General features: G+C 43.4%; 12 protein-coding genes. 10 read left to right on the forward strand and 2 right to left on the reverse strand.

Annotation, left to right across the window (positions count from 1 at the left end; translation table 11 throughout):
* Positions 1 to 145: 145 nt before the first annotated feature.
* From ZOBGAL_RS20070 to ZOBGAL_RS20095, 6 genes are all read left to right on the forward strand, one after another.
* Positions 146 to 1,021 carry a hypothetical protein gene (locus ZOBGAL_RS20070; protein ID WP_231854775.1) on the forward strand — a complete coding sequence of 292 codons (876 nt, stop codon included), beginning with the start codon at positions 146 to 148 and terminating at the stop codon, positions 1,019 to 1,021.
* 129 nt (positions 1,022 to 1,150) lie between these two features.
* On the forward strand, positions 1,151 to 2,212 hold the full coding sequence (locus ZOBGAL_RS20075) for a substrate-binding domain-containing protein (RefSeq protein ID WP_013995583.1): 1,062 nt from the start codon (positions 1,151 to 1,153) through the stop codon (positions 2,210 to 2,212).
* An 18-nt stretch (positions 2,213 to 2,230) separates the two neighbouring features.
* Entirely contained in the window at positions 2,231 to 3,748 is a 1,518-nt protein-coding gene (locus tag ZOBGAL_RS20080) for a sugar ABC transporter ATP-binding protein (RefSeq protein ID WP_046288110.1), read from the forward strand.
* A 16-nt stretch (positions 3,749 to 3,764) separates the two neighbouring features.
* Positions 3,765 to 4,733 carry an ABC transporter permease gene (locus ZOBGAL_RS20085; protein WP_013995585.1) on the forward strand — a complete coding sequence of 323 codons (969 nt, stop codon included), beginning with the start codon at positions 3,765 to 3,767 and terminating at the stop codon, positions 4,731 to 4,733.
* Positions 4,734 to 4,746: 13 nt separating this feature from the next.
* Complete coding sequence (locus ZOBGAL_RS20090) at positions 4,747 to 6,243, forward strand: mannitol dehydrogenase family protein (protein ID WP_013995586.1); 1,497 nt, start codon at positions 4,747 to 4,749, stop codon at positions 6,241 to 6,243.
* Positions 6,244 to 7,131 carry a carbohydrate kinase family protein gene (locus tag ZOBGAL_RS20095; RefSeq protein WP_013995587.1) on the forward strand — a complete coding sequence of 296 codons (888 nt, stop codon included), beginning with the start codon at positions 6,244 to 6,246 and terminating at the stop codon, positions 7,129 to 7,131.
* 80 nt (positions 7,132 to 7,211) lie between these two features.
* Here the strand turns inward: ZOBGAL_RS20095 and ZOBGAL_RS20100 are convergent, their stop codons facing one another.
* The gene (locus ZOBGAL_RS20100) at positions 7,212 to 8,687 is read right to left on the reverse strand and encodes an iota-carrageenase (protein ID WP_013995588.1); all 1,476 of its coding nucleotides are present in this window, start codon (positions 8,685 to 8,687) and stop codon (positions 7,212 to 7,214) included.
* A gap of 574 nt (positions 8,688 to 9,261) precedes the next feature.
* Between ZOBGAL_RS20100 and ZOBGAL_RS20105 the strand changes: the two genes are divergently transcribed.
* Positions 9,262 to 10,248, forward strand: a complete 987-nt coding sequence (locus tag ZOBGAL_RS20105) for a LamG domain-containing protein (RefSeq protein ID WP_013995590.1) — start codon at positions 9,262 to 9,264, stop codon at positions 10,246 to 10,248.
* Between the two features lie 64 nt (positions 10,249 to 10,312).
* On the opposite strand, the gene ZOBGAL_RS20110 is transcribed toward ZOBGAL_RS20105, so the two are convergent.
* Entirely contained in the window at positions 10,313 to 11,704 is a 1,392-nt protein-coding gene (locus ZOBGAL_RS20110; protein ID WP_013995591.1) for a right-handed parallel beta-helix repeat-containing protein, read from the reverse strand.
* Between the two features lie 261 nt (positions 11,705 to 11,965).
* Between ZOBGAL_RS20110 and ZOBGAL_RS20115 the strand changes: the two genes are divergently transcribed.
* The 3 genes from ZOBGAL_RS20115 to ZOBGAL_RS20125 all read left to right on the forward strand — a co-directional run bounded on the left by ZOBGAL_RS20115 (position 11,966) and on the right by ZOBGAL_RS20125 (position 14,155).
* On the forward strand, positions 11,966 to 12,691 hold the full coding sequence (locus ZOBGAL_RS20115; protein ID WP_013995592.1) for a phosphatase PAP2 family protein: 726 nt from the start codon (positions 11,966 to 11,968) through the stop codon (positions 12,689 to 12,691).
* Positions 12,692 to 12,844: 153 nt separating this feature from the next.
* Positions 12,845 to 13,207, forward strand: a complete 363-nt coding sequence (locus ZOBGAL_RS20120; protein ID WP_013995593.1) for a MarR family winged helix-turn-helix transcriptional regulator — start codon at positions 12,845 to 12,847, stop codon at positions 13,205 to 13,207.
* Complete coding sequence (locus ZOBGAL_RS20125; protein ID WP_013995594.1) at positions 13,208 to 14,155, forward strand: ornithine cyclodeaminase family protein; 948 nt, start codon at positions 13,208 to 13,210, stop codon at positions 14,153 to 14,155.
* Positions 14,156 to 14,199 lie beyond the last annotated feature (44 nt).

The raw sequence follows: 14,199 nt of genomic DNA on the forward strand, positions 1-14,199 counted from the left end.
AATTCCTCATAACATACTGATAAAATAATAGTTTGCAAGTTTTTTTGATAAAATATTAGGATATTATAAATCTATTTATTTACATTTGAAAAATTAAACGTACAAATGACGTTTGTTAGTTTTAAAGCAAATTAAAACTGTGATCTTGAAAAAAACCAAAACCCCAATACAGAAGTATCGTACGGATCTACCTTCTAAAAAACAAAGAAGCTATTTTCAGGATTTATGTTTGTATAGCTGTTTTGTTCTTGGAGTGCTCAATTCAACTTCCGCACAGGAAGAAGTAAAGGAAGTTGAATATAGGCCGTTCCGTATCGGGGCGCATTTAAAAAATATGCATACCTGGCATGGGTCCGTGGTTCATCCGGGCGCGGTATTGGCGAGCCATATCGAGTACAACTCCGAAAACACAAAATTTACTTTCGGTTTTTGGGGAGGTGCCAGTTTTTCAACGGTCGACGTGGTCAATAGCGATACCGAAGAAAATGTACCCGCCTATTACAAGGAGGTTTCGATTTATTCAAAATATCGTTTTTCCGATTCGTTTTTTGTTGAAGCGGTATCGCATAACAACTATACGGGAGTAGAGGAGAGGGGCGATGACCTGCACTATTGGGGTTATGACAAAACCCAAGGTTACAATTTCGTAGACCTAAGCTTGGGTTACCACCCGATTCCGAATGCCCTATTGTATTTTGCGACCATTATCAACGGGGGGTCGGGAGATTACGAACTGCAGGATAACGGAAGGTTAAAGAACTCGTGGACCCACTATTTTGAAGTGAGCGGTAAGGTCTGGAAAAACAAAACCTCCTCTTTATCGCTTTTTGCCGGTGGGGCATGGTCTTTCCTTACCAACAAGACATTTTACACTACAAATTCGGGCAATATCATAAATGTAGGGGCTACCTTTACTAGAAGCCTTGCCTTTGGCTCGTATGCACTGCCCATTGAAGTAATGGCCATGTGGAATCCAGAAAAGGAACTAACCGTTTTACAATTAGACATTATGATCCTATAGCTATCAAAAAATTTCACTCGATAATCGAGATTAAATACTCCGAGGCTTGCCTCATAATCAAGGTGTATTCCTGTTAATCCCTCGCGGGCTTGCCCCGAGGTAGTTTACTCAACGAAAACTAAAATCCAAATGAAACTCAACAAACATCTGCCCGTAAAACACCTGCTAAGGTTATTTGTGGTATCTACCATTTTACTTAACGCCTTAGGGTGTGCCGAACCCATTGAAAAGTCCGATAACACCCAAAAGGGTGAATTGAACGAAGATGGACTGATAGAAAGTGCCATCGATCTTTCAGGAAAAACCATTGGCTATTGCAGCCCCACTTTAAATGCGCCTTATTATCAGGCCTTGTTAAAGAGCATTCAAGAAACCACGGAAAAAAACGGAATGACCTTTTTGTCCGCCGACGGGCAAGACGATATCAGTAAACAGGTATCGGCCGTGGAAGATTTGATTACAAAGGGGGTAGACGCCTTGCTCTTGAACCCTAAAGACCCCGATGCCTTGGTAGGGGTCACCAAATTGGCCAAGGCCGCTGGCATCCCCGTTTTTATAATCGATAGCTCAATCGACCCTTCCGCCGAATATGTGACTACGATACAGTCCAATAATTTGGCCAACGGTGCCCTTGCGGGAGAGTGGTTGGCCAAAAAATTCGGGAGTAAAAAAATGAACATTGCCCTACTTAGCGGCAATGCGGGGAATCCGGTCGGAAGAACCCGAAAACAAGGACTCTTACAGGGGATAGCCGAAGAACAGCTAAGAAGTTTGGGCTACATCGATTTGAACGTTAAAACCCAAATGTATACGGAATGGTCTTATGCTGGAGGACTAAAGGCCATGGAAGATATTTTAGTGGCCCACCCAGACATCAATGTGGTTATTACCGAGTCCGATGTTTGTGTCCTCGGTGCCATAAAAGCCATTGCCCAGGCAGGAAAAACGGATGACATCCTGATTGTCGCGGGTGCCGACGGACAAAAAGAGGCCATTAAGTACATCATGGATACCGATTTCTATGGCTGTACCGCTATGAACAGTCCGGTTCAGATAGGTAAAAACGCCGTCACTTATGCGATTCAATATATGAACGGTAAGCGGGATTTTTCTAAAACATCGTTTACCGCCCCTTTGCTTATCACCAAAGAAAACGCTGCTCAGTATTACAATCCAGATGCATTGTTTTAACCCCTTATAATGGACGATATGCAAAATACAAAAAGCGAGTATAGACTTGAAATGACCGGAATATCAAAAAGTTTCGGAATCGTTTCAGTGCTGAAGGATGTCAATTTAAGGGTAAAGCATGGTGAAATCCATGCCCTACTTGGCGAAAACGGAGCGGGGAAATCCACTTTGATGAAAATACTAAGCGGGGTACACCAAAGGGATACCGGTCGCGTATTGCTCAATGGAGAGGAAATACATCCTAAAAACACCCATGAAGGCCGGGTCATGGGTATTAGCGTAGTATACCAAGAACTATCTTTGATCAATGACCTCTCCGTAGCGGAAAACATATACCTGCATAAGTTGGGGGCCAGTAAGTTTTGGATGAACTGGAAGGAAATAACCAAGGATGCCCAAGAATTGATCAACTCCTTAGGTTTTGATATCGATGCCTCGGCCACGGTAAGGAACCTGAGTATTGTACAAAAACAAGTGGTAGAGATTGCCAAGGCGATTTCGGAAGACACCAAGGTTTTGGTTTTAGATGAGCCCACTACGGTATTTGACCCCACCGACACCCAAAAACTATTTGACAATTTGTTCAAACTTAGGGAGCGGGGTATTTCCATCATTTACATTTCGCATCACCTAGAGGAGATTTTCAAAATAGCCGACACCGTAACCGTGCTTAAGGATGGTGTAGATACGGGGAGCATGCCCGTTTCCGAAACCGATGCCGATGCCGTAATTCGATTGATGATCGGTAGGGAATTGAAAGATATGTTCCCGCCAAGGAACATAAAGGTAGGGAACGAAGCCATTTTTGAGGTCAAGGATTTGACGGCAAAAAACACCCTAGTACACAATGTTTCCTTTTCCGTAAAGCCTGGTGAAGTACTAGGTATTGCGGGACTAGGGGGAAGCGGAAGGACAGAAACCGCAAAATTGATCTTCGGAGCGGATAAAAAGAAATCGGGAAGCATTTTCTTGAACGGAAAGGAAATTCAAACCAAATCCCCTGCCGATGCAGTGAAGCAAGAAATAGGCCTGGTCTGTGAAGACAGAAAGGAAGAGGGCGTGTTCTTACCCCTGTCCATCCGAAAGAACATCAGTGTGACCAATTTTAAGTCCATTTCAAACCGGTTCGGCTTTATCAATGTCGAAAAAGAATACGCCAAGGTCCAGGAGCTGATAGAAAAACTCAACATTAAAACGCCTAGCTCTGGGGTACCGGTCGAAAACCTAAGTGGGGGAAACCAACAAAAAGTGGCCTTGGCCAAGTGGCTGAGTATAGACAGTAAGGTAATCATCATAGATGAGCCTACCCGAGGTGTCGATGTTGGCGCAAAAGTAGAAATCTACAACCTGATCAACGAAGTGGCCAAAAGAGGCGTCGGCGTTGTGGTCATCTCATCGGATATGCCCGAAATAATGGGTATTGCCGATAGAATTCTGGTGATGTACAAAGGAACGATCTATGGGGAACTGCCCAAAGAAAAATTTTCCGAAGAAAACATACTTCGTTACGCAATTGGAAAACCACTAAAAAATTAACTCAAAAACTTAAACGATGGCTTTAACTTTAAAACAACAACTGAGCAGCCCGGGCGGTGTGCTTAAGTTCTTAATAAAATACAACACCATATTCATCTTCTTGTTATTGGTGCTGTTTTCCGCAATCATTTCAGATGTATTCTTTACCTCGGTGAACCTAAGTAACCTTTTAAAGCAAGTATCGGGTATCGGTATTATAAGTATCGGCATGTTGATCGTCATCTTGACCGGCGGAATAGATTTGTCCGTAGGTTCCATGGTGGCCCTATTGGCCGTGACCTTTGCCATTCTCGTTAATATTTTCGCCTTGCCCTTGGCCATTCTTATTACCATTGCCATCGGATTTGGCCTGGGCAGTGTTTCGGGCTATTTGGTGGCTTACCAAAAAATGGCGCCCTTTATCGCAACCTTGGCGTTAATGACCGTAGCACGGGGAATGGGCTTTATTTACTCTAAAGGCTCTCCGGTAACTTTCAAGACCTATGGCGGTTTATTTATGTCGGATTTTGCCAATAATTCCTTTTTGGGCATACCCAATATTGCCATTGTGTTTTTTATAATCGTGATTTTGGCGATGGTCATGCTCCGTCACAACGTTTTCGGGAGAATCGTCATTGCCATAGGAAGTAACGAGGAAGCCTCTCGACTCTCTGGAATCAAGGTAAACAAGTATAAGTTTTTGGTCTATGCCATATCTGGGGCCTTGGCGGCCATTTCGGCCATCATCGTAGCTTCGAGAACCAACCTAGGCTCACCCAATATGGGCATGGCCTGGGAACTGGATGCCATTGCCGCCGTAGTAATCGGCGGCGCCAGTTTAAATGGCGGTAGGGGTACGGCCATAAATACCTTGATGGGGGTATTGATCTTAGGCTTGATCAGCAATATCCTAAATCTTTTAAACGTGCCTTCATATCCACAGCAAGTCGTAAAAGGAGGGATCATCATTTTTGCCGTATTGCTTCAACGATTTGAGAATAAATAAACAAAGATCTTCCATGAAAAATTATAAATTAAACAGCACTAATCTTTCCCATATTTCAGAAAGAGTTTCAGTTCCAAAATACAACAGATCTAAGCTTAAAACGGGCATCGTACATGTGGGTATCGGTGGGTTTCACCGGGCACATGAAGCTTTTTATACCGATCAACTACTGCAAGACGAATCCGTCACGGATTGGGGGATATGTGGCGTAGCCCTTTTGGATTTCGACACTAAGATCTACAATACCCTAAAAGAACAAGACGGCTTGTACACCTTGATCGTCAAGGAACTGGACGGCACCCATACCCGACAGGTCATCGGTTCCATCGTTGAATATCTCTTCGCTCCGGAAGCCCCCATAAAGGTTATCGAAAAAATGGCGAGTCCTGAAGTCAAAATTATCACCTTGACCATTACCGAAGGTGGGTATAACTATAACGAGGCCACCAAAAAATTCGACTTTGACAATCCCTTGATCCAACATGACCTAACACATCCCAACAGCCCTAAGACCATTTTTGGTTACCTGACCCAAGCTTTAAAACTGAGAAAGGATAGAGGTCTCAAAGGATGTACCATTCAGTCTTGCGACAACATTCAGGGGAATGGCCATATGGCCAAAAGGATGTTGCTCACTTATGTTTCCACCGCAGCACCTGATTTGGTAGAATGGATAGAAAGCCATGTGTCTTTTCCCAATGCCATGGTCGACAGAATAACCCCGGCGACCTCGGAAGCCGATATTATAAACTTACGGGAAACTACCGGTATTGAAGATGCCTGGCCCGTGGTATGCGAACCTTTTAAACAATGGGTCATAGAAGATGATTTTATTGAGGGAAGGCCGGCATGGGAAACCGTAGGGGCACAATTTGTAAACAATGTCGAGCCCTATGAAAAAATGAAACTGAGCCTTCTAAACGCCGGACATTCCGTACTGGGCATTCTAGGCGCGCTACTAGGATACGATACCATAGATGAAGCGGTGAACAACCCAAACGTAAGAAGCTTTTTGAACAGCTATATGGATGTCGAGGTGAGTCCCGTTTTAGGCGATTTGGAAGGCATCGATTTAAGTGACTACAAGCGATCCCTGTTGGAAAGGTTTGGAAACATCAATATAAAAGACCAGATCGATAGAATCTGCTCTGAAAGTTCCGCCAAGATCCCCATATTTATTTTACCGACCGTAAATGCCCAATTAACGGAAAACGGACCCATAAAGCGCGCCGCCTTTGTCATTGCGGCTTGGGCAATCTATAGCTTGGGGAAAGATGAAAAAGGCCATGTCCTGAATATCAAGGACGCCATGGCTTCCTTGATAAGTGAAAAAGCCAAGGTCGCGGTAGAAAACCCGAAGACCTTTTTGGAAATAGAGTCGGTATTCGGAAAACTCAAAAACGATTCAAGCTTTGTAGAGGCGTACACCCAAGCCTATAAAAACATTATGGACCAAGGTGTGGAAAAATGTGTGATCGCTATAAACCGTAACCAGGAGAACAACAATTAAATGAAAAATATAGTCTGTTTTGGGGAAGTTTTATGGGATGTTTTCCCCACACACGAAAAAATTGGGGGAGCCCCCTTGAACGTAGCGTTACGCTTACAATCCTTAGGTAACCAGGTATCCATCATCAGTAGGATAGGTGAGGATGAAAAAGGCAAGGAGATAGAGAAAAGCATCATAGAAAAAGGGATTAACGCCGAAAACTTACAAGTAGATCAAGAGTTGAACACAGGAATAGTACAGGTAAGCTTGTCCCAAAACGGTTCCGCTTCCTATGAGATTACATTTCCCAGGGCTTGGGACAACATAAAAATAGACGACAAGGCGATAAAAGCGACCCAAGGGGCCGACGCCTTTATTTACGGGAGTTTAGTAGCTCGCGACAAACGATCCAAACATACGCTTTACGAGTTATTAAAATTAGCAAAGTATAAGATTTTTGACGTGAACCTCAGGGCGCCCTATTATAACATGGAAGTTCTGGGCCACTTGATGAAAGCGGCGGATTTTATTAAGTTCAACGACGATGAGATTTTGGAAATCGGTCAAGAACTGGGCTCCGAATCAAATGCTTTGGAACAGAACATTAGTTTTATAGCAAAACGTACCGATACAAAATCTATCTGTGTAACACGTGGGGCGCATGGGGCTATTTTGTACTACAAGGATAACTTTTACGAGAATAAGGGCTACCCCATTGAAGTTGTAGATACCGTAGGGGCCGGCGATTCTTTTTTGGCATCATTGACCAACGGCTTAATAAAAATGGAAGACCCGCAAAAAACCATAGATTTCGCCTGTGCCATAGGAGCTATGGTAGCCGGTAGGGAAGGGGCCAATCCGATATTTACCCCGGAAGAAATCCAAGCCTTTATCAAAAGTCGCCAATAAATCACGACATGGCTTAAAGACATAAAAGCAGCCGCCCGTAATAAGGGACAGCTGCTTTTTATTTACAAATTGTTTCGTGATCAGTTACACGAAGTAATACTACCTAGATTTTGGTTACATACTTTAGGGGTATTATACTTTACGTTTAAAACGTAATTATTGGGAAAGCCCTGAACACTGGAGGTGCTTACATTGACGTTATAATTGCCAAGGCTGTTGTCCCTTTTCGTGTTATCGATGGTAACTCCCAAGGAGGGTCCGTTATACTCGAACCCATCTGGACCTGGCCGACAAACCTTAGAACGTTCCGAACAGGGTAAATAGGATAAGAATGCCTGCTTGAGTTTGGCGCCAGTACCCTTATAGGTTGCCTTAACATTGGTTACCTTAGATGTGGCGAATTTCCCTGGTTTGATTCCGCTAACGGCAGGATTGGAGTGGTTATACGCCGCTTCGTTAAAGTCGTTTGCGATACGTGCCGCCCATGTTCTTCCGTTATTACGTTTGTACACGACTTCTACCGAGCCAGCTCCTAGAATACCTTCAATATAGTTCTTGAAAGCGTCGGCACTTGCCCTATTCCCCTTATCGAAAATCTCTATAAAACCGTGCTCTACACGTACGGCATATGCACAACCGATGGCGGTTACATCATCTATGGTCACTTTACCGTTTTCCATAAAATGGGGAGAGAACATTACCGGGGTCAAGCCATTGGTATTCTTGATCTTTGTGGCAAAAATATCCCTTACCCCCCCTTTTTTAGCGGTTTTCATAGCGAGGTTGTCGGTTTCTAAACGCAAGGTTACCCCGCCCGTACAACTTAGATTGTTGAACAGAATGTTATCTGCCGCGTACGCCTGTATGAGGCCATATCCCGTATGGGCATTCGCCTGGTCTATATTCTCAATAATACCTTTATGTGGCCAAGCATTGCCTGCCTTATCCGTAAAGCTTACCAATATCGAAGCAAAGATGGTTTTTTCATCCTTGATCGTAAAATTCGATATTTTAAAGTTGGTTACGTTACCAACATCGGCTACAATTTGGTTTTTAGAACTGTTGCCTCTTAGGTCTACTATAAACTTACCTCCTTTACCCACTATACTGGCGTTTTCTATTTTTTCCTCTGTTTTACTGGCAAAATCAAAAATTCTGTGATTCTTCGCAGGAGTCAACCCCTTGGTCGGATAGATTACCGTTCCCTTTTCTATTTCAAGATGTACATTAGAGCGCATTCTAATTTTGGTCAAATAGTACTTTCCCTTAGGAAGGGTCAGTATACCACCGGTATCCGATAAATCTTTGATAGCCAGGTTTAATTTGCTACTATCATCGTTCTGATCATTGTGGTTAACACCGTAATCCGTGACCAGGTTTTTTTTATTGGCCCGTACATTCTGACCCGGTGGGGTATAAAATGAAGAAGCCGCGGCCCTCAATTCAGTTGGAACTTCCGAAATTTCGGAGGTATCGTTTTCCGTCACTTCTTTGGTGCATCCTATTGCCATTATGGCAATTGACGCTAAATAAACAGGTTTAAATTGTAATTTCATTGTAAGAATTTAAGGTTAATAATGTCGCAATATATAGTGTATTTTCCTACTTATATAGAAGTTAATTAATACACTTAAACACTATTTTACCTTTAACCCCCCTTCCGACAGGGGCCAATTATAAGTAACGGTCCTATACCCTTCCACCTCTTTTACACAACCACCTGATATTAAGTATTTTATAATTAGCAAGCCCCAAGAATTCAAGAGGTTAATAAAATGTAAGTCAAAAAAGAAGGCTTCATTTATTAAACTAGAATTGCACCAAAACCAGATTAACTCCCTATAGTTTAAACGTATACATCAAAGGGTATGAAGAATAGTTTTTACAAAAAAACTTCACATAACAAGAATGGAATAATAGAACCCAAATAAATAAGGGGCACAATTTCAAAAAATTTAGAAAGGCCGATAGGTTAAGGATAATTTGCAGAAAACCTATGTTTTACAAGCCTGTATTGAGATAATGTAGAGTTATTTTCTGCACTTGTCAAGTTTTTTTCGAGGTGCGTTTTTGAAATAAAAACCTTACAAATTTTAGTTTTGCACTCAAGAAATTATAAAACATACCCCCATGAACTTAACTAAAATGGCTGTTTTCGCAGCAAGTCTATTTTGTCTCGCCTGCAAGAATGATATAGATACCGAACTGGAAAAAAAATCCATACCGGAATCTGAAATTCAAAAGTCGGAAGAAAAACTACCGAACGAAGAAGAATTGACCCCGACCGACCCCGATGAAGAAACGAACAAGGAAGAAACTGTTACAGCGAACGCGACCTATGATTTTACCGGAAACACCCCACCTCCGGCACCCCAAGGCATGAAATGGGTAAAAATATCACAACTTTCCGATGAGTTCAACAATGGTTTCAATACTGATAAATGGACCAAATCGCTTTGGAACTATGGTGTACCCGTACAAATGAAGGCCGAAAACTCTGGAGTTAGCGATGGCAAACTGTGGATCAAAGCTACCTTGGGCAACGACCCCGAGCGTTGGTTCGAAACCTCCCGTGTTATGTCGAAGGCCCAAGTCAATTACCCCATGTATACCGTAAGCCGTATTAAAGGGGCCCATATTTCGGCCTATAATACCTTTTGGTTGAACAATGGGAATATTTCCAACCGTAACGAAATTGACGTTATAGAGAATAACTCCAACCCCTCCTGTAACTGTCAGCCCGATTTCCCTTGGCAAATGAATTCGCAATATTTTCACGTGGTCAATGACGATACCAAGCGTAATAAGGGCAATTTTGACAATCGCGAACTCTCCGATGCCAACCCGCTTAAGGGCGTAGCTTGGAACGAAGAATACCACACCTTTGGCGTTTGGTGGAAAGACGCCACGCACATTCAGTTTTATTTAGATGGCGAACCGGCCGGAAGCGTGGTTTCGGCACGTGATTTTACCCGTGAGCTAAATATCATATGGGACCTATGGACGGTTGATGCCGATTGGCTCGGGGGACTTGCCAAAAAGGAACATCTGTCGAACAACAATATCAACACCATGAAAATAGACTGGATACATACCTATCAATTGGTAGAGGAATAACTATTCATAATAGTGAGTTGTTTAGTTGAATAGGGCATTAACATTACGTTTTTGCCTTATTTTTTTACCAACCGTCCAATACACACTGCATGGTATAGGGTTCGGTCTTCGATAGGGGAAGGTCTTGTAGTTCATCGCCTAGGTAATTGCCTTCGGCCATACCCGTAACATTATTAAAACGGTAAGACCAGCAGTACCTTAGGTTGGGATGCGCTTCGGAGTAGGTCACTAAATTATCGACCAATACGGCATTGTCAAAATCGGTAAATGACATAAAATAACCGTAAAATTTATTACGCCTTACATCGGCATCCGAACTTTTGTACATATACATGCCACAGCTGTTACAAACATTGTCATGAACATAGGTCGCACGGTTATGCCCTTTGTCCCCGCCACCAGAATACTGTATATAGCCTAACCGGCCATTGACCGAGCCATCGACCATGGTAATGGTATTTCGGGCAATGATGTTATGGGTTTTGTGCCAGCTTACAATGGGGCCGTCTACATAGGTACTTCCTTCCCCTTGCTCCATAATGTTATCCAATATATAGACATTTTTACCACTTGTATTTACGATATCACCTCCCGTATTATGATGGAAATAGTTGTCTTGGATCAAGATATCTTCATCTACTCGGCCGGCACCCTCAATATCGATTCCAAATTGCGGGCTCGTTCCCTTTATATGATGAATCTCATTGTCGGTAATCGTAATGCGCGTACCGCCCACAATAGAAATTCCCTGCCTTCTGTTATTATAAATATCATTGTTGGTAAATGTAACATCGGTAGCCTCCAATACTAGGGAACCGTCGCCCGTGGTATTTCTGATAATCATATTATCTACAAGAACAATATTGCTGTCGTTCCAAACACAAATACCGTGGCCCTCGTCATGAGCAGTGTTTCCGTCGCTCTCCCGTGGGGTAAAAACATGGGTATCCCTATCTCCTTGAACAATACCGTCCCTGATTATTATATTATCGCCATCTAAACTGATTACACAATAGTTCCACTTGTCATTGGTATCGATTTCCAAAATAGCACCTTCACTAAATACGAACTCCGTATTCCCATGAATTTCAATACCCCCTTGGTATATATCGTTTTTCTCTTCCCCGACCAGGTAGTGGCCTTCAGGCAAGATTACCCGCCCATATCCTTCGTCGTGCGCCCAATCGATAGCGGCCTGTAGGTTTGCCGTGGTTTTAAGAGGGTCGGTTCCGTCATTTGGAATATCCCACTGCTCCAAGTCTATCGTATATTCCTTGGTGTCGGCCATACTCGGCAATTCAACTTTGAACTTTAGCTTAGGCAAGCCTTGGTCGTCTAAGTCCTCGGAATCGGCTCCATAAGTAGAAGTCGTTCCCCCTAGGTCTAGCACATCCTTTTTACATCCGGCCAGTGAAAGCAGCACGAAGATCAGTAGGTAAGTTGTTAGGTTTCTCATTTCTATAGAAAATAGGGGTTTACACCAATTGAAACTCCTTTTTAAAATGAATAGTATGTGTATTTTCCATTTTTCGATAGATTACACCGTATGAACGGGGCATCCTAAGCCGTTGAAAACCGCTTGATCAGGAGACATCCCGCGAAAGCAAATTCCAACTACATCAAAACATTTACTATATTGTAATGCAGCTGAAGTGTTTGGCCTTAATGGGATTTTATTTTCGGGGGGATAAAACAGTTGGCCGAACAACATCGGAATATGACAAAAAGAATAAGCCTGATCCTTATATGTTTTACCTTGGGCAACCTGTTCGCACAAAGTGATAGTACCGAGATACGCCCCCGAACAAACCTGATCAAAAAAAGTATTTTACCCCTGTCGCTCCTCACTACCGGTATCCTCTTATCCGATAGCGGGTGGGAGCAAAGCCTGAACGGCACCATCAAGGATGGGGTAGGCAACGACTTTCGCACACATATTGACGATTTTTCGAGATATGCCCCCATAGCCACACTGGTTATTGCAAACGTAGCCGGTGTCAAGGCGAGACACCACTGGTTCGACCAGACCAAAAACCTGGCCGTTTCCATGATCTTGACCGATGTGTTCACCAGGGCCATAAAAAATTCGGTGTACAAGCTCAGGCCCGATGGTTCCGACAAAAATGCCTTTCCTTCCGGGCATACCTCCATCGCCTTTGCGTCGGGTGCGGCAGTCTACGAAGAATACAAAGACACCAATCGATACCTGGCATATAGTGGCTATGGATTTGCCACCCTTACGGGAGGTTTACGCTTGGCCAATAACAAACATTACCTATCGGATGTATTGGCCGGGGCGGGAATTGGTATTCTAGTGACCCGGCTCGTTTATCATTTTGACTATCTCTTTCAATGGAACCCCTTTTTAAAATGGAAAAACGTAAGCCTTATTCCCCGCTATAGCGATAGGACACTGGGACTCTATTTTTCCAAATCCTTTTAAGCTTGAAGCTAGCAAAAGCGGCCCCAAATTCTTGGCTATTTCAAAAAAATAGTTGCATATTGCAATTAATTAAATTCAAAAATCATCAAAACAGAACAGTTCAACTCTTCCTCGCGACTCATAAGTGCCACAGAACGACTTCTATCGGCGCATTTGCAACGCGCCTTTCAGGAAAACGGCGTTGAAATCACCATTGAACAATGGCGGATTTTGTTCTATTTATGGAAAGAGGACGGTATCAACCAACAGGAACTGGCCAAGCGGTCGAAGAAAGAAAAAAGTACCATGACCCGCCAGCTGGATACTTTGGAAAAAAAAGGATTGCTCATAAGACGCTGCCTTGATGAGGACAAGCGCAACAAACAAATATTTTTGACAAAACAAGGAAAGGCACTTGAAAACAAGGCCTTAAGCATTGCCAATACGATAACGGAACTATCGGAAAATGGTATCGCCCCCGATGAATTGGCACAGTTCAAACAGGTTTTGCACAAAATTATAGAGAACTTAGAATAGATGTTTATAGACAACGATCAAATAGAGAAGCTTTTACCCATGTCGGAGTGCATTGAGGTTATGCAGGCACTGTTTCTCTTAAATGCCGAAACGGATATCGTCAATCCACTCCGCACGACCATGCCCTTACACAATGACAGCCATGGAATTATGGGCATGATGCCCGCCTACATACGCCCCTATGAAGTCATGGGGATCAAAGTGTTGAGTATTTTTCCCGATAACTATAAGAAAGGACTCAGCTCGCACCAAGGGGTTATCCATCTCTATGAAACGCGTACGGGACAGTTAATGACAAGTTTGGATGCCGATGGTATTACGGGAATCAGAACAGCCGCCGTAAGCGCCTTGGCCACTAAGCACTTGGCGATTCCTAAGGCCAAGACTTTATGTATTCTTGGTAGTGGGGTACAGGCAAGAAAGCACATTGAGGCCATGCTTGAAATCCGCGATATCGAAAAGATTACCCTATGGAGCCTCAACAAGAGTAGTGCAGTACGACTTGCCGGCGATATGGAGCAATACAAGGAAATTGATTTTAAGGTCTGCGACACCGTAAGGGAAGCGGCCATCGACGCCGATATTATCTGTACGGTTACCGCCGCTACGGAACCTATATTGGAAAACGCCTACCTAAAACCCCATGTTCACATCAATGCCGTAGGGGCCTGTACGGCAACCACCAGGGAACTTGCCTCAGAAATCATCAATACCTCTGATGTGTTTGTAGATAACCGGGTTTCGGCGGCCAATGAGGCAGGGGAGCTGTTGCTTCCGGCCAAGGAAAACGGTCATGATGCCCTTGACTTCGTAAAAGCCGATATGTCGGAACTATTGAAAGATTCCAGCCTGTACGATGCATCCAAAAAAACGGTGTTCAAGTCACTGGGTATCGCCTCTGAGGACTTGGCTGCGGGACTGCATTGCTATACCAAATTGAAGGGATAATCCCTACAGCACAAATATTGAACGGCTACCGTCGATTGCTTTAT

The organism is Zobellia galactanivorans, assembly GCF_000973105.1.
Lineage (GTDB): Bacteria > Bacteroidota > Bacteroidia > Flavobacteriales > Flavobacteriaceae > Zobellia > Zobellia galactanivorans.